Consider the following 21,441-nt stretch of genomic DNA (forward strand, 5'->3'; position numbering starts at 1 on the left):
AAATATGTCGCCAACCTCAAGTTGGTTTTTAAACGTAAACTGATACACATCAGACTAGTCGTTCCCTGATGTCGCATTCAGGCTACAGCGTTGATACATTGGATCTGCACAAATTGTAAAGATACGACGATAATTCCGTATCAAGACACTCGACTAAAAGAAGGGATGATCTTTGAGCAATGTGACAGTGAAAGTTACTCACATCCAATGTACCGCTCGTCCGCCAGTGAAACGACCAGGTGACTTTAATCGTTTAAAGATTGAAGCCGTATTGACATCATCAATACGTGAATCATCCACCGAAACCCGATTATCAGGCCGGTAGAGAAACGTTCAGACCGCTGTATTTGAGATCTGAACCATGATCCGTGATGTTTGATGCTCGCTACGTATAGAGCGATGTTTTGCTGTGTATCACTATAAGGTGTTACACCCATGAAACGTATGTTGATTAATGCAACACATGCTGAAGAAATTCGCGTTGCACTTGTCACTGGTCAGCGTCTTTACGATTTTGATTTAGAAAATCGTACCCGTGAACAAAAAAAATCAAATATCTATAAAGGTCATGTGACTCGCGTAGAGCCATCTTTAGAAGCTGTATTTGTTGAGTATGGTGCCGGTCGTCAAGGTTTCCTGTCGATGCGCGAAATTGCCAACTCTTACTACAAGGCCGATCCTCGTCAAACTTCAAATATTCGCGAACTGATTACTGAAGGCACCGAACTGCTGGTTCAGGTAGAAAAAGAAGAGCGCGGCAACAAAGGTGCTGCCCTGTCGACCTTTATTTCACTGGCGGGCCGTTACCTGGTCCTGATGCCAAACAACCCGAAAGGGGGTGGTATCAGCCGTCAGATTTCCGGTTCAGTGCGTGAAGAACTGAAAGAAATGCTGGCCTCTTTAAACGTGCCACGCGGTATGAGCGTGATTGTACGTACTGCCGGTATTGGTCGTTCTCAAGAAGAATTACAACTTGATTTACAGCATCTGCTAGATCTGTGGGCGCAAATTCAAAGCACCTCAAGTTCTGGTCCATCGCCAATGCTGGTGCATCAGGAAGCCGGTGTCGTCACGCGTGCCATTCGTGACTACCTGCGTGATGATGTGGCTGAAATCCTGATTGACTCAGAACAGGCCTATAACGAAGCTTATAACTTCGTAAAAGCGGTGATGCCACGTCAGCTCGACAAGTTAAAAACCTATACCCTAAATGAACCACTGTTCGCGCATTTCGGTATCGAAAGCCAGATTCAAACCGCCTATGAACGCGAAGTCAAACTGCCTTCAGGTGGTTCAATCGTGATTGACCAAACCGAAGCATTGGTGTCAATCGACATTAACTCGGCAAAATCAACTCGTGGTCAGGACGTTGAAGATACCGCACTAAACACCAACCTGGAAGCTGCTGAAGAAATTGCACGCCAGTTACGTTTACGTGACATCGGTGGTCTGGTAGTAATCGACTTTATCGACATGACCAAAGACCGTAACCAGCGTATGGTGGAAGCCAAGCTGCGTGAAGCAACGCAAAGCGACCGCGCGCGTATCCAGTTTGGTCAATTGTCACGCTTTGGTTTAATGGAGATGAGCCGTCAGCGCTTACGTCCATCTTTAGAAGAAGCGACCGGTTATGTTTGCCCACGTTGTCATGGTACCGGCATGGTACGTGACTTACGTTCTCTCTCACTGTCGATTATGCGTAAAGTGGAAGAGATTGCGCTACGTGAGCGTCATGGTGAAGTTCAGGTTGAAGTACCGGTTGAAATTGCAGCATTCTTATTGAATGAAAAGCGTCACAGCCTGGTTTACCTTGAACAAACCTCAAATGTACGTGTAACGGTATTGCCGCACCCGCATTTAGAAACCCCACATTACGAAATCTCTTACAATCCGGAAGGCTTTGCCCCAACCAGCTATGAACGCACAGCAGCCACCCGCTTAAGCGAACAGGAACTGGGTTATGAAGCCTCTGAATGGCATTTAGAAGAAGAACAGCACGCTCAGCATGCAGCTGCGCCTGCAGCACCGCAAAAGGAACAGAAGCGTCCAGCCAAAGCTCAAGCCGCTGCGCCTGCACAAGTGGCCCCTGCTGCCGCTGCACCAAGTGCTAGCCCATGTGCATGGTTAGAAAACCTGTTTGTGCAAAAACAGGCCAACACGGTTGATCAGTCACGTAGCGCCAACAATGCGGCTGCAGCGATTGAGCAAATGGTCAATAATGGCGCAGTTAGCCGTGGCCAGTTCGGTCAGATTGCAGCTGCGGCGCCTGTGGCTGCACCAGCAGCAACCAGCAATGCTTATCTTGCCCCATCAACTGTGGCCAAGCATGAGCGTGATCACGCTGAAAAACCGGCTGAACGTGAAGAAAAATCATCACGTCACAACAACAAAAAGCGCAGCAAGCACAAAGAGCCGCGCGAGCAAAACAGCCAGAATGACAACAGCCCAGCACAGCATCAGGTACACGAAGAAGTGGTGCAGCTGTCACGTCAGGAGCAACGTCAGGAAGCGCGTGAAAACAAACGCAACTCCCGCCGTCAGCACAACAACAATGAACAGACGCAAAACGAAGCGCAACAGCAAGATGCTGTGCCACGTCGTGACCGTCGTAACCAGCAACGTCCAGAGCGTCCAAATCGCCACCGCGATGCCAGCGTGCTGAATGACACGGCTGCACCGGCAGCAGCTACAGCAGCACCAGCCGCTGAAGCACAAGGCCTGAAAGTGGACCTGGTGGATGCACCACGTCAGGACGTGATGCCAACTGCTCTGGTGGTGAATGTTGATGCTGCACAAAGTGAAATTGTCGCGCTAAACCAGAACGCAGCCGCTGCACCTGCAGCAACTGCTGAACTTCCGGTTGCGACCAGCACTGAAGCAGTAGAAGAAGCACCAGTACCAAAAGAAGAAGTGGCACCTGCGGCAATTGTGGCTGAAGAGCACAAATCGCAACCGGTGAAACGCGCCAGCAACGATCCGCGTCAGCGTCGTCGCCAGCAACGTGAAGGTCGTGCGCAACAAAACCAGCCGCCAAAGCTGTCACCATCTCAGGTTCCAGCCTTGCAGCAGTACACGGTAGGCAGCCTGATCCGTCATGTGTATGGTGAAGATTGCTCGGTACTGATTGAGCAGTTTGGTTTAATCCCAACCTTTAACCGCGCCCTGCAAAAGTTCACTGAACAATATGCAGCCAGCCTGGTCGCTCAAGCACCTGCGGCAGAAAGCCAAAAGCAGCCTGTGACCCGTGATGTTGAAGTCAGCAAAGCTGAGCCAGAAGCAGAACCTGCTCCTGTGCTGGACCTGACTCCACCAGCGCCAGTCAAACGTGTGGCCAATGATCCGCGTGAGCGTCGTCGTTTAGCCAAACTTGCTGCCGAACAGGCGCTGGAACAGGCCAAACAGGCCCATGCCGACGAAGCAGAAAAAGCATCCGCTAACGATGCACCAGCAGAAACTGCGGCGGACGCTCAAGCAGCTGAAGCAACAGAAGCCACTGCTGCAAGCAGCACAGCAGCACCTGTAGAAGCGACTGCCGAGCCAGCAGCAACTGAAGCAGCACCAGCGGCTGAAACCACTGCGACTGAAACTGAAGTGGCGACTGAAGAAAGCGCTGCAGCCGAAGCACCGGCTAAAGAAACAGCGAAAGCTGAAGCAGCGCAACCAGTACAGGCTGAACTGCCAGTTGATGCAGCAGATGCCAGCGAAGCACCGGCAAATGCAGAAGCCGAAGCTCCAGAAGCCGCAGCAGACAAGGCCGAGAAAGAAAAACCGGCACGTCCGCGTCGTCCACGTGGCCGTCCACCAAAGAAAGCCAACACCTCAACTGAGTCATAATTTGCTTTTTTGCAGGTGAATAAAAAAATCCAGTCATTTCGGTGGCTGGATTTTTTTTGTTAATTTGTCAGATTAGGTTGATTACACTACAACGAAACGATTAAAACCTTAAAGTGCAATATTCATGCGCTAGAACTACAGATTGGATGTCGAGAATAAATAGGATTCATATGAGCCATACAACACAACATGATCTTATTGGTCTGGCCGATGTCGCCGCCAAAATTCCAAAGTTTATCGGCAAAGTCCCGAATCTTATTCAGGGTCTGAGTCAAGCCTATTTACGAACGCCATCCACCCCTGCCGGTCTGGGCATTGCCTTTGAAAAAGCGGTCAAACGTAATCCGCATGGTCTGGCTTTAATGTTTGAAGAGCAGCGCTTTAGCTACAAAGCCCTGAATGAATGGGCCAACCAGATTGCCCACTATTATCTGTCACAAGGCGCACGCAAAGGCGATGTGATTGCGGTAATGCTGGAAAACCGCCCGGAACTGATCGCGACTGTCATCGGTCTGGCCAAAATTGGCGTCACCATTGCACTGGTAAACACCTCACAGGTCGGCAAGGTGCTGACCCATAGCATCAATCTGGTCAAACCGGTCGCGCTAATTGTTGGCGAAGAATGCCGTGCTGCGGTAGAGGAGATTCGTCAGGCGCTGGATTTGCCGGCAGATCGTCTGGACTGGTTTGCCGATCAGGAAACCCAGCGCGATGCGGGCAAAGCTCCGAAAGGCTTTAACAATCTGGCCGAAAAGATCGACCATTTTCCGAAATTCAATCCGCCGACCACGCATTCCGTCCAGGGCAAAGATGGCCTGTTTTATATCTATACCTCGGGAACCACCGGCCTGCCGAAAGCCGTGGTGTTCACCCATAGCCGCTGGACCCTGGCCTATGGCACCTACGGCCATGTACTGAATCTGAATCCAAAAGATGTCATGTATGTGACCCTGCCGCTGTATCATGCCACTGGTATTGTGGTGTGCTGGTGCGGCGTAATTGCCGGTAGCGCAACCCTGGCAATTCGACGTAAATATTCCACCTCCAGCTTCTGGAAAGATGTACAGAAATTTAATGCCTCTGCCATTGGTTATGTCGGCGAGCTGTGCCGCTACCTGATGGATGCACCACCATCCGCGCTGGATCAGGGCCATCGTGTTACCAAAATGATTGGAAACGGCATGCGCCCGAACATTTGGAACAAGTTTAAGCAGCGCTTTGGCATTGAAGAAATTCTGGAGCTGTATGCCTCCAGTGAAGGCAATGTCGGCTTTAGCAATATCTTTAACTTTGACAATACCGTTGGTTTTTCTCCAACCCCCTATGCGATTGTGGCTTTCGATAAAGAAAAAAATGAACCGGTCCGGGATGCGCGTGGCTGGTGCCAGAAAGTCAAAAAAGGTGAAGTTGGTTTATTGATTGGCAAAATTACCCGCCGTTCGCCGTTTGATGGCTATACCGATCCGGAAAAAAACAAGGCGGTGATTTTAAAAGGCGTTTTCCAGCGTGGCGATCAATACTTTAATACCGGTGATCTGGTACGAAATATCGGCTTCCGTCATGCCCAGTTTGTTGACCGCCTCGGGGATACCTTCCGCTGGAAAGGCGAGAATGTCTCCACCACCGAAGTGGAAAATATACTCTGTGATTATGAGAAAATTGCCGAAGCGGTGGTCTACGGCGTAGAAATTCCAGAAACCAATGGTCGGGCCGGAATGGCGGCCATTACCTTAAATGCCGATGCAACACTGGATGAACATGACCTGCAGCAGATGGTGAGCCAGTTTAAACAGGCCCTGCCCGGCTATGCGGTTCCGGTATTTTTACGGATTCAGGCCCAGGTTGAAACCACCGGCACTTTTAAATATCAGAAAAACAAGCTCAAAGAACAGGCATTTAATCCGGCAGCTACCACGGATCGTTTGCTGGTGTTGCTGCCCGGTGCAGCGGCTTATACTGATCTAACCCCGGAAATTTTCGAGCAGATTCAAACCTATCAATACCGCTTCTAAGCCCAAAGTTGTCTATTTTTTGATTCCCTAGCATGGATTTGTTTCATTTATAATCAAACATAGACAACTTTTTTATTTTTTACTTGCGCTCAAACGAGATCTTGCTACAATACGCTCCATCAAATGATATGGGTCGTTAGCTCAGTTGGTAGAGCAGCGGACTTTTAATCCGTTGGTCCCGCGTTCGAGTCGCGGACGACCCACCACTCATTTGAAAGCCTAAGATGGGTCGTTAGCTCAGTTGGTAGAGCAGCGGACTTTTAATCCGTTGGTCCCGCGTTCGAGTCGCGGACGACCCACCATATTTCCTTAGGAACTCTGCAAAAACTCCAGTTCTTGCATCTTAAAAAATAAGCAGCTTATTTTTTATTCCTCAGGGTCGTTAGCTCAGTTGGTAGAGCAGCGGACTTTTAATCCGTTGGTCCCGCGTTCGAGTCGCGGACGACCCACCATTTATCTTCCAAAATAAATATCTTCGCTTCCCTACTCTGCATTGCACATTTATATGCTGGGCTGCATCGTATCTGCGCTACAACCTCAATATTAATGTGGATGAAAGAACGCTCAATCTGCTTTTTTAATCGGCCGACTTCTCCAGATAATAAGCATGTGCCGGTAAAGGATTACGGGAAAAATACTGCTGATTTACCGTCGATACTGTGGCAATTTTTTCTAAATCCATGCGTAGATTCTGCGTGTCATCAATATCATAAAAAATTTCCACCCCATTACTGCGATGCACAATAATCTGGTGTGCGGTTTCATCATACATCCAGTAATCCAGATGATAATTCATTTGTGCACCGGCCATGACCCGGCCCAGATAGACAATGGAACGATGTGCGGTGCCATCGGGCAATAAAGTCAGAATAAAATCGGCTGTACCGGTCTCGCATTTGACATAGGCATCTTCACAGCTAATTTTTACCTGATACCGGCCGACATAGGCCAAGGCCGCTTCCGGCACCACGGCTTTATCGGCATCTTCTGCAGATGGAAATACCGGCTGGCCAGCCACTTCACTCAGGCGCTTACTTGGCACATCTTCTGTCACCTGCAGGTCTGCCACGGGTGTAAACGGCTGTGCCTCCTCTCCTTCTTGACTGTTAAACGTCGGGTCACAAGCGGCCAAAGACAGGCAACAGATTCCCCATAACCATTTCGAACAATGCACAGCCAATATGGTGTCTCCCGGGTATCAATAAAAATAGCCACCGTATGCCTTTGCATCAGATTGATGGGCACACAGCGAAGCTATTGAAATTACATGAATTTTCACCCAAATCTACAGTTTTTGTAGACCTGTTTCAAGATTTTAAAGCGCAATATTTATACCGTGTCATTTTATTTACATAAATTAACGATTTATAGCGCATTGACCCTTTAAAAACGGAAATAGGTCGCCATTTTTATTTTATGAGTTGTTGATTGACTCACCATTTTATTTTTTAAGGAGACCTCAATGGCCAATGTTGGTTTATACCGCTCTAACCGCTCAAACATGATTGCAGGTGTAATGGGTGGTATTGCTGAACGTTTTGGTTGGAATGCAAATTTACTCCGCATTATTTTTGTGTTGGTATCCATTATGAGTGCCGCCTTCCCGGGTATTCTGGTGTACTTGGTACTGTGGCTGGTGATGCCGAAAAAGAAAGCTGAAATTGAACACGTGAATGGCTATCGCAATCCGGTACGTACCATTCATGAAGATCAGAACAGTTACCGTTAATCTTCATTTTTCTTGCACAGTTTAAAGCTACGGTGGACCCCTATTACCGTAGCTTCTTTTTTCTGGCTTTAACTTTCCGTAGTTTTGCTGCGTAGCCAGATCAGACGCTGGTTCATGGCGGCAATCATATCGGCGCGGCTAATAATCCCGACCAGCTGCTGCTGTTCCACCACTGGAATATAGTTAAACGAACGTTCCACAAAATACGGGACCAGATCGGCAATACTCTGATGTGGTTTTACCGTCACCACCTTGCGGTTCATAATGTGTTTGACCTGATGCTGCCATGACATCCGCACATCGGTAGCATGTTTAAACCATTCCACCACTTCATACAGTGCCAATGTGCCGACCAGTTGCTGCTCGGCATTTACCACCGGCAAGCTCATTAAATTGACCTGCTTGAACTTGTCTAGCGCGAGCTGGATATCATCATCCTGCTGCAAGGTAATCACATCATGAGTCATGATATCTTCACAGCGCCATTCCTGCACGTTTTCATCCTGCATACGCGCATTGGCCTGATATTGCGCTTCCAGAATAATTTTCTGCAAGTCATATTCACTAATGTCCAGCAGCTCGGTCTGATGCTCCAGCACATGATGAATATCTTGCGGCTGAATGGTGACTTTCTGGGTCGGGGTCGGGTCTTGCGAGCGCAGATTCAGCTGGGCCTTGTGTGGATATTGCTTGCCAGTCAGTCGGTTAAACATCATTGCCACCAACAGCAATAACAGCGAATTTAACAGCACCGGATAAAAGATAAATAAATAGCCCAGTTCACTGACCGCCTCACCGCCCAATACTGCGGTAATCGCCACAGCACCACTCGGTGGATGCAGCGAATCGGTCGACATCATTAAAATAATAGATAAGGCCACCGCCACACTAAAGGCTTCGGTCAGATTAGGAATATACAGCGCACAAGTCACACCAATAATGCCGGCAATAGTATTGCCAATCACCATATTCCACGGCTGTGCCAGCGGACTGGCCGGCACCGCAAACAACAATACTGACGACGCACCCATCGGCGCGATATACCAGGCATTAATATCGCCCAGAATCCATAAGCTGATCAGCGAAGATAGACTCAAGCCCAGCAAAGCACCCAATCCGCACAACAGACGTTCTTTCAGCGGCAGTAATTTGAAATTGGGTTTTAAGATTTCTAACCATTCAGATTGCGGATGAAACACGGGAATCCTTTGTGATTTTGGCGACGGCCGCCATTATAAAATGAAGCAGCTTATAAGATGTATTCATTCTATATCTTATAATTATGAATTTTTCTGTTGAGATGTATATCAGTATAGGCACACTGAATCATCCTCTTTTTAGAAAAAATTGATAAGCCCTTCATTTTAAAAACATCGTTTTTGCGTATACACCGTTCAGCGCAGATGATTGCGCTGTATACACCAGATGAAACCAATCTTTGAGAAAAATGACTGAAATGACAATGCTGGGTTTTCCCCGAATCCTACAGATCAAAATCCGTTTTTTGTGGATAGACAGATCAACCGAATGTCGGTTTCTCTACTAATTTTTCATGGCGATTTTTCGGTTAGGCTTCGCTTCCTGATCAAAGCGCCAGCATTGTATGGATAACCTTTGCTACCTCCCGCCAAAATCCTTATAATTGAGCACAATTTTTCTCTAATTTTAAGTGGATGACCATGAGTCGCGCCATATCGCATATTGATACTTTCCAAGGCTTAATTCTTGCCTTACAAAATTACTGGGCGGAGCAAGGCTGCGTCGTGTTGCAGCCTTACGACATGGAAATGGGTGCAGGAACATTCCACACTGCAACTTTCCTACGTGCATTAGGGCCTGAAACCTGGAATGCCGCTTATGTGCAACCTTCACGTCGTCCAAAAGATGGCCGTTATGGTGAAAACCCGAACCGTTTGCAACACTACTACCAGTTCCAGGTGGTATTAAAGCCAAACCCGGACAACATCCAGCAGCTGTATCTGGATTCTTTAAAAGCCATCGGGATTGATCCTTTGGTTCACGACATCCGTTTTGTCGAAGATAACTGGGAATCACCAACACTCGGTGCTTGGGGCTTAGGTTGGGAAGTTTGGCTGAATGGTATGGAAGTCACGCAATTCACTTATTTCCAGCAAGTCGGTGGTGTTGAATGTTATCCGGTCACGGGTGAAATCACTTACGGTTTAGAACGTCTGGCGATGTACCTGCAAGGTGTAGACTCGGTTTACGATTTGGTTTGGACCAAAGGTCAGTTCGGTACGGTCACGTATGGCGATGTGTTCCATCAAAACGAAGTAGAACAATCGACCTATAACTTTGAATATGCGCCAGTCGACAAACTGTTTGAACTGTTCGACTTCTATGAAGCAGAAGCCTCTCGTTTGATGGAAGCGAAACTGCCACTTCCTGCCTATGAGCAAGTGGTGAAAGCATCACACAGCTTTAACCTGCTTGATGCGCGTGGTGCGATTTCTGTGACTGAGCGTCAGCGTTATATTTTACGTGTCCGTACACTGGCGCGTGCCATTGCACAAAGCTACGTGGCCGCACGTGCAGAGCTTGGTTTCCCAATGGCGGAACCACACTTACGTGATGAAGTTCTGGCACAGTTAAAAGCACAGGTTGAGGCGGAAGCCGCACAAGCAGAAAAATCAGCGGAGAACAAATAATGTCTAAACATACTGTTTTATTTGAACTTGGCTGTGAAGAACTCCCACCAAAAAGCCTGAAAAAATTACGTGATGCATTACAGGCAGAAACGGTTAAAGGCTTAAAAGATGCAGGTCTGGCTTTCGATTCAATCGAAGCCTATGCTGCACCACGTCGTTTAGCACTTAAAATTGTCAATGTTGATGGCGCGCAAGCCGACACACAAAAACGTTTTGACGGCCCTGCTGTGCAAGCGGCGTATGATGCGGAAGGCAAACCAACCAAAGCTTTAGAAGGCTTTATGCGTGGTCAAGGCATTACGGTTGATCAAGTATCGACTTTCCAAGCAGGTAAAGTTGAAAAAGTTTGCTACTTAAAAGATGTCAAAGGTCAAAGCCTAGACGTACTTTTACCGCAAATTTTACAAGCGGCTTTGGATAATCTTCCAATCGCAAAACGCATGCGTTCTGCAGCAAGCCGTACTGAATTCGTACGTCCTGTAAAATGGGTGGTATTGCTGAAAGACAACGACGTTGTTGATGCAACCATTCAAGATCATAAAGCAGGTAACGTGACTTACGGTCACCGTTTCCATGCCCCTGAAGCAATCACTTTAGCGCATGCAGATGAATATCTTGCCAAGTTAAAAGCTGCGCACGTTGTGGCATCTTTTGAAGAGCGTCAAGCAATCATCGACCAACAAGTGAAAGCATTGGCTGATGAAGTGAATGCCATTGCGATTGTACCAAGCGACCTTCGTGATGAAGTAACTGCTCTTGTTGAATGGCCTGTTGCGCTTCGTGCAAGCTTTGAAGAACGCTTCCTTGCAGTTCCTCAAGAAGCACTCATCACAACCATGCAGGACAACCAAAAGTACTTCTGCTTGGTGAACAGCGATAATAAACTTCAACCGTACTTCATTACTGTGTCAAACATTGAGTCGAAAGACCCATCACAGATCATTGAAGGTAACGAGAAAGTGGTTCGTCCACGTTTGTCGGATGCTGAATTCTTCTTCCTGCAAGACCAAAAACAACCGCTTGCTTCTCGTAAGGAGAAACTGGCGAATATGGTATTCCAGGCAGAACTCGGTACGCTTTGGAACAAATCTGAACGTATTGCCAAACTTGCTGTTGCGCTTGCGCCAATTACAGGTGCAAATGCGGCTGATGCTGAAAAAGCGGCACTTCTTGCGAAATGCGACTTAACCTCTGAACTTGTGGGTGAATTCCCAGAACTTCAAGGCATCGCGGGTACTTACTACGCACGTCTTGAAGGCGAAAATGATGAAGTGGCTGAAGCACTTGGCGAGCAGTACTTGCCTAAATTCGCTGGTGATGTTTTACCGAAAACCAAAACTGGGACAACCATTGCGCTTGCAGACCGCTTAGATACGCTCACCGGTATTTTCGGTATTGGTCAAGCGCCTACAGGTTCGAAAGACCCGTTTGCCCTGCGTCGTTCTGCAATTGGTATCTTACGTCTAGTGACTGAAAACGAGCTTGATGTTTCAATCGAAGATTTGATCAAACTTGCTTTAGCTGCGTATGGCGATGTACTCAAAGATCACGATAAGACTTTAAACGATGCGGTTGCATTCCTTGAAGGTCGTTACCGTGCCAAATATGAAGACCAAGGTGTGGCTGTTGACGTGATTCAAGCCGTTCAAGCCTTGTCACCAAAATCACCGCTTGATTTTGACAAGCGTGTCAATGCGGTCAATCACTTCCGCGCATTGCCTGAAGCGGCTGCACTTGCTGCTGCGAATAAGCGTGTTGCCAATATTCTTGCCAAAGAAGCGGCACCAGCTGGTGAAGTGGTTGAAGCGAATCTGGTGGAAGATGCTGAAAAAGCATTGTTCGCTGAACTTGCAAAAATCACGCCTGTAGTTGAGCCATTATTCGCTGCCAAAGACTACACTGCTGCGCTCTCTGCACTTGCTGCACTGCGTGCGCCTGTAGATGCGTTCTTTGACGGTGTAATGGTGATGGCGGATGATGCTGAATTAAAAGCAAACCGTTTACGCTTGCTTGCTCAACTTCGCGCCTTATTTACCAAAGTGGCGGATATTTCGGTGCTTCAACACTAAAGATGAGTATTTATAACGACTCACCTATCACCCTTGCAATCCTCAAGCTCTTTCAAGAGCTTGAGGATTGGATTTCAATGAATCATCAATATCTTCCTCATGGTGCCGTTAAGGCATTTATTTTTGGTGGCTGTGCGTTTCACATCCACACCAATGCTCGAGGTAGCAATGATATTGATGCTGAAATCCAATCGATCAGCCAATTAAAAAAAGAAGATATTTTCTTATTTCTAGAAAATAATGATATTGAATATCTGGATCATAATAATCTTGAAACAAATTTAGAATTTGACAGTGGATTTAATACCAGCCTTGCCTCCATCGATCCTGATTACAGGGAACGAGTGATCCCCTTAACCGCTGAAAGTATCGTAGAGGTCTATCTCGTATCTGGCGTAGATTTGGCTGTTTCTAAATTGGCACGCTTGTCTGACAGAGACATCGAAGATATTCAAGCATTATATGCAAGAAACAAGTTTTCGCTTGAGCAGTTCAAAGAAATAGCAAATAATGCTAAAGACTATTACGTTACACCTGAGCAATTAGATTCTAATATTCAATATATGATTTCGCTTCTTTCAGACCTGGGAGATTGACACAATGAATCAGCTGGAATTTGAGCATGCTTTAAAAGCACTATTAAAGCAGCCATTGAATTCTGCAACATTCGAGCAGGTTAAACCCGTTGCTGAAGCATTATTATATTCAGAACTACTACCTGCTGTGAGTTCCAGTTTAAACCCCTTAGAAAAGCGCCGACTGTTTTTTCTATTAGAAAAATTCCGCAGATACTCATGCTCAAGTGTTTCTAGACGCCAACAACTTAAAGCCCTCTCCCAAGCCTTGAATGTCGTTCCATTGCCGAGCACTCATGATACAAGAAGATTAGTTGACCCTCTGGCAAAACGTGTAGGCCTCAATGAAGATTTAAATCATTTAAAACCTCAATTACTGACCTTACAAACACGCCACTACTCACTTTACAGTTAATTCTCTCCTCCTTCTCTTAAGTACTACTATTCTATAGGTCATACCTATAGGCTTTTCCTTCCATATTCCCTATACTCAAACTGAAAACACTCAACAAGAAAGAAGCTTATGAAACTTAAAACTTTAATTTTATCTGGTCTAACTTGCCTTTCTCTGGGTGCATGTACCTCTGCGCCAGTCATTCCACAACTACAAGCGGGGGTATTACAAGAAGTCCAAAATCTTGAGGTCTATCCAGACACCACGCATAACTCGGCCAAACTGACCAAGTTTATTGATAAATGCGTGATTGAATTTAGAGGGCAGCTCAAAGCCGGCCGCTCAATTGAACAATGGGCATTTAAAGGCAACACCCTCATTTCAGCCGGTTCAGCTACCTTTGCCCAAGATGGCACCAGCACCGCCCATAATTTTGACCTGCATGATGCCACGGTACAGAAAAACTTCCTGACCCTGCGCGATCATTTCCATAAAGATGCACTGGCGCAATGTAACTAAAAATTCAAGCATCATGCCTGCAAAAGGTATGGTGCTTTTCCACATTTTTCAGAAAAAATAAAAATAACCTGAAAAATAAATAGATTTTTCATCATGCAAAATTATATCTGCTATACCAACTGGTATAAGACTTCGCAGCCAATTCCCAGTTTACAAAAATGCCTGAATTGTTAAGCAGTTGTAGCAAGATTGTGGATGTTTTTGCATAAAGCATATCGGCGCATATTTTTCTCATTAAGATAGGCACCGCTCACAGCATTGCGTCTGTGGCACACATGCAAGGAAAATCCTATGAAGAAAACTCTCACAACAATATTCATGAGCAGCGCCCTACTCGCGACATCTTCACTGTATGCCGCGCCAGCACTTCAGGCCAATGTCAACGCATCGGCAGCTGTGCAGACGCCACAGGCTGGTGGACTTTTAAATAATGTAGTGCAAGGTACGCAGCAGACCTTACACAGCGCAGGCGAGCATGTCGGTCAAGGATTACATAGCGTAAAAACCACGACCCAGAACACCTGGCAAAACACCAAACAGTTCAGCAATGAAAAAGCCGAAGCCGGCAAAGAAAAAGCCGCAGATTTAAAACAGGCGGCCTATGAACGCTCAAGCGAACTGAAACAGTCTGCCGCCAAGAAAGCCGCAGCAGCCCGTGAACATGCCGCAGATCGTACGGAAAAAACCAAAAACAGCCTGAAACAGAAATCGGCACAGGTACAATTGCACAGCAATGCGCAGGTTGATGTCGATACGCCTGTGGCCAAAGCCAAAGTCAGCAGTACAACCCATACCGCGGTTGGCGCTGCACAATAATCAAAATGAGAGAACCAAGCCTGCAACCCTGCGGGCTTTTTTAATTTTGTGGTTGAGTTTCAAGACAATTCAGCAGATGCTCAACACAGTAACAGGAATCTTCATGATTTCTTCATGCCTTCAGTTTAGGCTTAGGCTTTCCATTCTCTTTTAGCAGGGGTCATGATTATGCATAAAATGAAATCCGTATTGGTTGTTGGCCTTATGCTCATGGGCACTGCAGTCTGGGCACAAACTCCACCAGCAGAAGCGAATAGCAGCACCAAGCTCCAAGCCCCGATTCAGCCGTATGCCGATAATCCGAATTTACTGCATGTCTGGGCCTATAAAGCACAGCAAGGTGTTTTAAACGCGGCAGATCGGGTTGGTGAAGTGGCAGAAAAAGGTGTGCAAAAAGTACGGCCTTCGGTGCATCAGGCCTGGGAAAATACCAAAACCTTAACCAGCAACACCACGCAACAGGCCAACCAGAAAATTCAGGACACCAAAGAAGCTTTAGGCGGCGCACCGCAACAGCCGGTACCAATTGTACAGGGCAGCTTGAGTCAGCCAGATACCGCTCAACCGGCGGCATCAGTACCTGCTGAAACCGGTTCAGGGGCCACCAGCTATGCCGTGACCGAACTTTAAGACGGGAGTGAGCGAGAGCCTCATCATCACTCGCCTTTTCATTCCACCCAAAAATACGGACCTGAATGCGTCCGTATTTTTTATTGCTTGATATCTGCTTAATTGACCTGACGGATCGGTTGGCCCTGCTGAAACGCGATCACGTTTTCTACCATTTGCTGCACAATCCGCTGCCGCGCATCTACACTGCCCCATGCACTATGCGGGGTTAAAATTAAATTGGGAATAGCTGGGTCTAACAGGATATTGCCCTGCTTGGGTGGCTCGACACTCAGCACATCCATCGCCGCACCGGCAATTTGTCCGGACTGTAAGGCTTCGGCCAGCGCCGCTTCATTGACAATACCGCCGCGGGCACAGTTAACTAAAAACGCGCTATGTTTCATGGCAGCAAACTCAGCCGGCCCGATTAAATCCCGGGTATCTTCGGTCAGTGGACAATGCAGGCTTAAAAAATCCACCTGCGGTAACAGCTCGGCAAAAGGCACCCGCGATGCAGATTGTAGCCGGTTGGCGAGAGCAGCAATTTTGACCTGCATGCCGAAGGCTTCGGCTAGCTTGGCCACTGCCTGCCCCAACTCACCATAACCGACAATGCCCAGCGTTTTTCCAGCCAGCTCGACAATTGGATAATCCAGCAGACAGAACTGGCTAGAACGCTGCCACTGGCCCTGTTGCACCGCCTGATGATAACGCACAAAAGAAGTAGCCAGATTTAACATCAGCATTAAGGTATGTTGCGCCACTGCGGCCGTGCCATAACCCTGGCAGTTACACACCACCACGCCCTGGCGGCGTGCCTGTTCCAAATCGACATTATTGGTGCCGGTGGCTGAAATCAGGATCAGTTTAAGCTGCGGGCATTGCTGTAATGTCGCGGCATCGAGCAGCACTTTATTGCTGATAATCACCTCGGCAGATTGCACCCGTGGCAGCAGCTCTGCAGGCGAAGTGGTTGGATACAGCGTTAACTGCTGCTGAAAGACAGCGTTTAAGTCTTCTAGCTGTAAATCATCCTGATCCAGCGAGGCAAAATCCAGAAATACGGCGTTCATGTGGTGCATCCTCTCATCATGGCGTGAAGAAATTAAAGCACACTTGTAGCGCTGCGCGTCAGTTCAAAAATGGGATGCCCACAAAAAAACGCCCATGAGTTCATGGGCGCTTGCTGTGATAATTGCGTAAAGAAAAGCGGATTTGCCGAATGACATAAATGGTTAAAGCCAATACCAATAACAGGCCACTGCCGAACACCATATAGGCTGAATAATGCACCGTTTGTGCCGAAGCAACGGACGGAACAGCCCAACCCAGCAGGCTCAGTACCACAACAGACAGAGGTCGAATGGTCATAACACTACCCTACTTTTATCCACTGGTTGTTTTACATCCATCCTCATCTTAGCCTGAATATAAAATAAAACAAGGACTTCGGGGTCAGTGCAGTTTTGGCTTACAGCACCACTTCGGGCTGGGTCACAAATTTGGCACTTTCCGGGCTATCATCGACAAATTCATTGCCGCCAAATTCATCACTACTTAAATTCAGCTGTTTATAACTCAGCACATAATAATCGCTGTATTTTTTAATCACGATGGGGTGCATACCGGCGCTGAGCTCATCCTGTTCCTGAAACAGTTTCATGACCTGACGATCATTCATGGCCACAATATAACGCTGGTCATTCAGCCAGATTTGTACCAGTCCATTGCCCTTGGCATAAATCGGAATCAGGAATTTATGGTTTAAGGCCACAGCACTGGCAGCATAGCTTTCGATCTTCTGGCTAATGACATTAAATACCAGCCCATGGCCAAAACAGTCCATCAGCTGGCGGCGGCTTTCCTGCGGCAGGTTAAACTGAATCCCGAGTTTATGCAGGTCATGCTGATCGACCTGTTTATTGCTGAGCAGCGAGCGAATCAGGTTCTGCTTGAGCTTGGCATCAAAAAAGCCGCTGTCCAGTTGCAGTTCGTTATTTTTCAGGATTTGCCCCAGCGCATGTTTGTGCCGTGGCAACAGGTTTTCAATCAGCTTGCGATAGTAGAACTTGCTGTTCTTTTTGACCTGACGCATCTTCTGGTAAAAATGTGCCGGATCAAAAGGATGGCTAAGAAAATCATTGAGCAAATCGGAACTGGCCAGCACCGCAATCGCATCATGTCCGGTAAACGGTAAATGCAGGGTCTGCAGCGAAGGCAGTACCGCCTGCAGTTTTAAATACTGGGCGCGGTCTTCGGCATAGTGCGGATCATAAATCACGATATATTCGCGCTCAGCCGAAACATCTTGGGGCTGAATACGCATGTCAGCATTGTGCTGCGGATGGAAGAACATATTGTAGCGCGTGTCCAGAATATCTTCCGGATCAATCGAATATTGCGGCACCAGTGCCACCACACGTTGCAAATCAAGCAGGTTGGAATATTTGATGGCCGCATAACCACCCATCGAACCGCCATAGCCAATACGCTGCTGAAACGGCGCAATGGTGGCGGCAATTTCATTCAGCATCGCGCGCATCGACTGTTCGGGAAACCAGGATTTCTCCTTTGGCATGATGCCAACCACATTATAGCCGTGTTTGCTCAATGACTTTTCAGCATTAATGGTCAGGCCTTTGGCGCGGGTAATTAAATCGCCAAAAGAAAAAATCAGCGCCTCTGAATGACCGGGCATCCAGATGACGCGGATATGATCGTCTTCAAAAATTATGTGTTTATCCATTCCCACACCAGAGCTGCACAGCCCTCTATCAAGATTCAAAATAACAAATAGACCGTATGCCGACGACTAAAAAGCGAATATGTTATTTTATAGATGCCCGGCAGATAAAAAAGCGCAAAATATGACACAATTCCTCCATCCTGCAGCAGAACAAGGCTTTTCCACAGCCGCCAAACTTTATCAACAGGTCCGACCAAGTTATCCACAAGCGCTGGTTGCATGGTTAAAAAACCAGCTCAAATCTGATGCCGCACCGGTCTGTGTCGACCTAGGTGCCGGTACCGGTAAATTCCTGCCGATTCTGCAACAGCTTAGCCCGCATGTGATTGCTGTTGAGCCGGTGGCCGAAATGCTGGCACAACTACAGCAACACTATCCTGATGTGCAAAGCATTCAAGCCTATAGTCATGCCCTGCCGCTGCCTGATGCCAGTGTCGATGCCGTCTGCTGCGCGCAGTCCTTTCACTGGTTTGCCAATCTTGAAACCCTGAACGAAATTTACCGGGTGCTGAAACCGGGTGGCCAGCTGTTGCTGATCTGGAATCAGCGTGACACCCGCATCGACTGGGTCAAGGCACTGGCCGAGCATATAGCACCGCTGGAAGGTGATACCCCGCGTTTTCATAGCGGCCAATGGCGACAGGTCTTTTCGGCTGCAACCGGCTTTAACGCTAACGCAGAAGCTACTTTTCAGCAATGGCAAAGCGGTACAGTTGAACAGGTGGTATCAAAACGCCTGCTTTCTACCAGTTTTATTGCCGCGCTGCCTGAACATCAGCAACAGCAGCTGAAACAGCAGTTCGAGCAGATGGTGCTACAATATACAGGCAAACAGCCGCAGCAACAAATTGACTTTCCCTACCTCACCCATGTGTATAGCTTTACAAAAATTACAGAACAATAAGGATGAACCTGTCATGTCCAATCTGATCAAACCTTTATCTCTGGCCTGTCTGCTTGGCAGTGCACTGCTGCTGAGTGCCTGCGAGCGCAATCCATCACCAGAACCGAAGCAGGAATTAAGCGCCGAAGATCAGGTGCTGCAGGAACTGAAAAGTGAGCCGGTACGCACTTTCCCAAAAACCGAGCAGGACTTGCATGACCTACAGCTACTAACCGACTATGAACAGCGCTTTGGCCAGATGAGTGAGGAAATGGAAGCCGAACTGATGCAGATGCAGCAGCAAGGCACGCTGGATGATGGCTTTGCACGAAGCCGGCAAGGTGACAATATCCAGTCGGCACTGAATATGCTGAAAGCGCTGGATTTAAAGACCGAACAAGGCCGCTATATTCAGGGCCTGATGTATGAATATTGGGATCATCAGGCCCAGCTGCATGCCCAGCAATCAGCTTCAGCTGCATCGGAGAGTGCGCCAGACAGCGTTAAAGGTCTGGGGAAATTTATTCATGCCCAAGAGCAATTAGAACACTGGCGCGACCAGTATCCACAGCTCGACCAATAAATAACATCTATCATTTCAGGGCCTAAATAGCCCTGATCTTTACAGGGAGAATGCCGGTGAGTTTTACTGCCCTGTAGCGAGATAGGCATGCACGCCTTCCCCAGCTGCCCGTCCGGTGGCAAAACAGGCCGTGAGCAAATAGCCGCCGGTGGGTGCATCCCAGTCCAGCATTTCACCGCAGCAAAATACCGCCGGATGATCCTTCAGCTGTAACTGCGGGCTGAAGGCACTGCGTTTGATTCCGCCGGCACAGCTAATCGCTTCTTCAATCGGGCGAAAACCTGTTAATTCAATCCGCAGCTGTTTCACCTGTGCCGCCAGCGCCTCCGGCTGATGCCATAAGCTTTTATCGACCAGTTCACGCAGCAGACTGCTTTTGGCTGCATCTAAACCGGCTTTACGCCAGACATTGCTAAGCGACTGCTTTTTACTGGGGTGTAATTTTTTGGCCAGCTGTGCTTGGGACTGCTCGGGCAGTAAATCCAGAGAGAGTACCATGCGCTGCTGCTGTTTCAGCTGTGCACGCAAGGCCCGGCCCTGCTTATAAATCAGGCCGCCTTCCAGTCCATAATGGGTCAGGACAATATCGCCGATACTGCGCGTATGCGGTTCTACCCAGGCCTCAACCCGTTTTAAAGGCTGACCAAACACCGGCTGCATAAAGCTGGACCACGGATATTCCACCCCGGCATTGCTGGCCTGAAATGGCTCAATCTGCTCTGGATGGAGCCAGTCCTGCCAGGCGCCATCACTGCCCAATTGCGACCACGACAGCGCACCACAAGCCAGCACAATCGCATCAAATGCTTCACTACGCAGTTGCCCATGTTTTAAGTCCAGAATCTGCAGCTGTTGCTGCTCAAGGCCTTTGACCTGCTGGCGGTAATGAAACTGCACCCCATTATCCGCCAGTCGTTTTAACCAGGCCCGTAATAGCGGTGCAGCTTTCATCTCCACCGGAAATATCCGCCCGGATGAACCGACATAAGAGCGAATGCCCAAGCCTGCCATCCAGTCCTGAATCCAGCCAGCATCCCAGCGCTGAATCCACGGCGCCAGCCAGTCGGCCTGATCATAACGCTGAATAAACTGCGGCACCGCTTCGGCATGGGAAATATTTAACCCGGTTTTGCCGGCCATTAAAAACTTGCGTGCTGCCGAAGGCTTCTGCTCATAGACATGCAGGCTATAGCCATACTGGCTGAGCACCTCAGCCGCCATCAAGCCGGCCGGGCCTGCCCCGATAATGGCAATCCGCTTGGACATGCTTATTCTTCCACTGCCTGCGCAGGCGACTGCCCCTGAAGCGGCTGAAAATCATCAAAACGGGTGCGATACCCTTCCGGTTTACGAATAATCAGTTGCTGGCATAATTCACCGCGCTGCAAATATTTAATTTCAAAATGGGTCCGGGCAGAATCGGCGGCAATCCGCTGTTTCTCAAACGGCAGTTTCCATAGCGCCAATAATTGTTGTTCAGCTTCGGCAATATATTCAGGGATATTACTGGCCAGGGTAATCTGTCCATTCGGTTGTAAACGCGACAGCAAAAACTCAAAAAATGGCATATTTAGCCAGCGCTGGGCCGGATTATGCGGCTCCGGATTCGGATATAAAATAAAGCACTGCTCGACTTGCGCCGGATATAGCGCATGTACAATCCACGGCAAGGCATCGGCATGGACCGGCTGCAGATTGGCACGCGGTTCTAATCCATGCTGCTTTTGCATGGCCAGAAACTTTTCCCGGGTGCGCTCAATCGCATACAGGGTTTGCTCAGGATGTTGCCCACTGAACAACAGCGCGTGCTTGCCTTTGCCCGCACCAATTTCGATACAGACAGGAGTATTGGCAATGGCTTGAAAGTCACGCGGAGCATGCATACGCTGGGCTTGAAATTGACGAATGGGCATAATCAGATCAAACTTATAAAAAACCGCACAAGTCTATCAAGTGCAGCTGTTTTTGCCTAATCTAATCCGGGATTTTATCAGGAGACC

19 protein-coding genes and 3 tRNA genes are annotated in these 21,441 nt (G+C 48.0%); 15 read left to right on the forward strand and 7 right to left on the reverse strand.

Annotated features, from left to right (window positions below; all coding sequences use genetic code 11):
* Positions 1 to 435: 435 nt before the first annotated feature.
* The 5 genes from FTU50_RS03215 (at position 436) to FTU50_RS03235 (ending at position 6,298) form a co-directional block, all read left to right on the forward strand.
* Positions 436 to 3,834 (forward strand): Rne/Rng family ribonuclease, encoded by a 3,399-nt coding sequence (locus FTU50_RS03215; protein WP_180047360.1) that lies wholly within the window; start codon positions 436 to 438, stop codon positions 3,832 to 3,834.
* A gap of 170 nt (positions 3,835 to 4,004) precedes the next feature.
* The gene (locus FTU50_RS03220; protein WP_171432327.1) at positions 4,005 to 5,846 is read left to right on the forward strand and encodes a long-chain-acyl-CoA synthetase; all 1,842 of its coding nucleotides are present in this window, start codon (positions 4,005 to 4,007) and stop codon (positions 5,844 to 5,846) included.
* Between the two features lie 130 nt (positions 5,847 to 5,976).
* A tRNA-Lys gene (locus tag FTU50_RS03225) sits at positions 5,977 to 6,052 on the forward strand.
* 20 nt (positions 6,053 to 6,072) lie between these two features.
* Positions 6,073 to 6,148, forward strand: a tRNA-Lys gene (locus FTU50_RS03230).
* A gap of 74 nt (positions 6,149 to 6,222) precedes the next feature.
* A tRNA-Lys gene (locus FTU50_RS03235) sits at positions 6,223 to 6,298 on the forward strand.
* Positions 6,299 to 6,423: 125 nt separating this feature from the next.
* Here FTU50_RS03235 and FTU50_RS03240 read toward each other — a convergent pair.
* On the reverse strand, positions 6,424 to 7,020 hold the full coding sequence (locus FTU50_RS03240; RefSeq protein WP_228151213.1) for a hypothetical protein: 597 nt from the start codon (positions 7,018 to 7,020) through the stop codon (positions 6,424 to 6,426).
* A 288-nt stretch (positions 7,021 to 7,308) separates the two neighbouring features.
* Here FTU50_RS03240 and FTU50_RS03245 point away from each other — a divergent pair, with 288 nt between their 5' ends.
* Positions 7,309 to 7,575, forward strand: a complete 267-nt coding sequence (locus FTU50_RS03245; RefSeq protein WP_005181954.1) for a PspC domain-containing protein — start codon at positions 7,309 to 7,311, stop codon at positions 7,573 to 7,575.
* 68 nt (positions 7,576 to 7,643) lie between these two features.
* Here the strand turns inward: FTU50_RS03245 and FTU50_RS03250 are convergent, their stop codons facing one another.
* Positions 7,644 to 8,774 (reverse strand): HPP family protein, encoded by a 1,131-nt coding sequence (locus FTU50_RS03250; protein WP_005181952.1) that lies wholly within the window; start codon positions 8,772 to 8,774, stop codon positions 7,644 to 7,646.
* Between the two features lie 480 nt (positions 8,775 to 9,254).
* Between FTU50_RS03250 and glyQ the strand changes: the two genes are divergently transcribed.
* From glyQ to FTU50_RS03285, 7 genes are all read left to right on the forward strand, one after another.
* Positions 9,255 to 10,244 (forward strand): glycine--tRNA ligase subunit alpha, encoded by a 990-nt coding sequence (glyQ, locus tag FTU50_RS03255; protein WP_127801778.1) that lies wholly within the window; start codon positions 9,255 to 9,257, stop codon positions 10,242 to 10,244.
* A complete protein-coding gene (glyS, locus tag FTU50_RS03260; RefSeq protein WP_180069472.1) occupies positions 10,244 to 12,313 on the forward strand; it encodes a glycine--tRNA ligase subunit beta in 2,070 nt (689 codons plus the stop codon). The genes glyQ and glyS overlap by 1 nt, the downstream gene beginning before the upstream one ends.
* Positions 12,314 to 12,315: 2 nt before the next feature.
* Positions 12,316 to 12,909 (forward strand): DUF6036 family nucleotidyltransferase, encoded by a 594-nt coding sequence (locus FTU50_RS03265; RefSeq protein ID WP_034598129.1) that lies wholly within the window; start codon positions 12,316 to 12,318, stop codon positions 12,907 to 12,909.
* Positions 12,910 to 12,913: 4 nt separating this feature from the next.
* A complete protein-coding gene (locus FTU50_RS03270) occupies positions 12,914 to 13,303 on the forward strand; it encodes a hypothetical protein (protein ID WP_005181943.1) in 390 nt (129 codons plus the stop codon).
* 108 nt (positions 13,304 to 13,411) lie between these two features.
* Positions 13,412 to 13,801 carry a hypothetical protein gene (locus tag FTU50_RS03275; protein ID WP_005181941.1) on the forward strand — a complete coding sequence of 130 codons (390 nt, stop codon included), beginning with the start codon at positions 13,412 to 13,414 and terminating at the stop codon, positions 13,799 to 13,801.
* A gap of 291 nt (positions 13,802 to 14,092) precedes the next feature.
* Positions 14,093 to 14,617: a hypothetical protein gene (locus FTU50_RS03280; protein ID WP_180069474.1), complete on the forward strand. Its 525-nt coding sequence runs from the start codon at positions 14,093 to 14,095 to the stop codon at positions 14,615 to 14,617.
* A gap of 168 nt (positions 14,618 to 14,785) precedes the next feature.
* Positions 14,786 to 15,247: a hypothetical protein gene (locus FTU50_RS03285; RefSeq protein WP_257223456.1), complete on the forward strand. Its 462-nt coding sequence runs from the start codon at positions 14,786 to 14,788 to the stop codon at positions 15,245 to 15,247.
* A gap of 98 nt (positions 15,248 to 15,345) precedes the next feature.
* On the opposite strand, the gene FTU50_RS03290 is transcribed toward FTU50_RS03285, so the two are convergent.
* From FTU50_RS03290 to FTU50_RS03300, 3 genes are all read right to left on the reverse strand, one after another.
* The gene (locus tag FTU50_RS03290) at positions 15,346 to 16,302 is read right to left on the reverse strand and encodes a 2-hydroxyacid dehydrogenase (protein WP_177155296.1); all 957 of its coding nucleotides are present in this window, start codon (positions 16,300 to 16,302) and stop codon (positions 15,346 to 15,348) included.
* 100 nt (positions 16,303 to 16,402) lie between these two features.
* Positions 16,403 to 16,600, reverse strand: a complete 198-nt coding sequence (locus FTU50_RS03295; RefSeq protein ID WP_005181929.1) for a hypothetical protein — start codon at positions 16,598 to 16,600, stop codon at positions 16,403 to 16,405.
* Between the two features lie 100 nt (positions 16,601 to 16,700).
* Positions 16,701 to 17,975 carry a hypothetical protein gene (locus FTU50_RS03300; RefSeq protein WP_016659613.1) on the reverse strand — a complete coding sequence of 425 codons (1,275 nt, stop codon included), beginning with the start codon at positions 17,973 to 17,975 and terminating at the stop codon, positions 16,701 to 16,703.
* A gap of 121 nt (positions 17,976 to 18,096) precedes the next feature.
* On the opposite strand from FTU50_RS03300, the gene FTU50_RS03305 reads away from it, so the two are divergent.
* Together FTU50_RS03305 and FTU50_RS03310 are read left to right on the forward strand one after the other, a co-directional pair.
* The gene (locus FTU50_RS03305) at positions 18,097 to 18,879 is read left to right on the forward strand and encodes a class I SAM-dependent methyltransferase (RefSeq protein WP_034598303.1); all 783 of its coding nucleotides are present in this window, start codon (positions 18,097 to 18,099) and stop codon (positions 18,877 to 18,879) included.
* Positions 18,880 to 18,892: 13 nt separating this feature from the next.
* Positions 18,893 to 19,441 (forward strand): hypothetical protein, encoded by a 549-nt coding sequence (locus FTU50_RS03310; RefSeq protein WP_180069480.1) that lies wholly within the window; start codon positions 18,893 to 18,895, stop codon positions 19,439 to 19,441.
* 63 nt (positions 19,442 to 19,504) lie between these two features.
* Here the strand turns inward: FTU50_RS03310 and FTU50_RS03315 are convergent, their stop codons facing one another.
* Together FTU50_RS03315 and FTU50_RS03320 are read right to left on the reverse strand one after the other, a co-directional pair.
* Positions 19,505 to 20,707 (reverse strand): TIGR03862 family flavoprotein, encoded by a 1,203-nt coding sequence (locus tag FTU50_RS03315; protein ID WP_180069483.1) that lies wholly within the window; start codon positions 20,705 to 20,707, stop codon positions 19,505 to 19,507.
* 2 nt (positions 20,708 to 20,709) lie between these two features.
* A complete protein-coding gene (locus FTU50_RS03320) occupies positions 20,710 to 21,360 on the reverse strand; it encodes an SAM-dependent methyltransferase (RefSeq protein ID WP_171065136.1) in 651 nt (216 codons plus the stop codon).
* Positions 21,361 to 21,441 lie beyond the last annotated feature (81 nt).

The sequence above is a fragment of the Acinetobacter sp. YH12112 genome, from assembly GCF_013418945.1.
GTDB lineage: Bacteria > Pseudomonadota > Gammaproteobacteria > Pseudomonadales > Moraxellaceae > Acinetobacter > Acinetobacter indicus.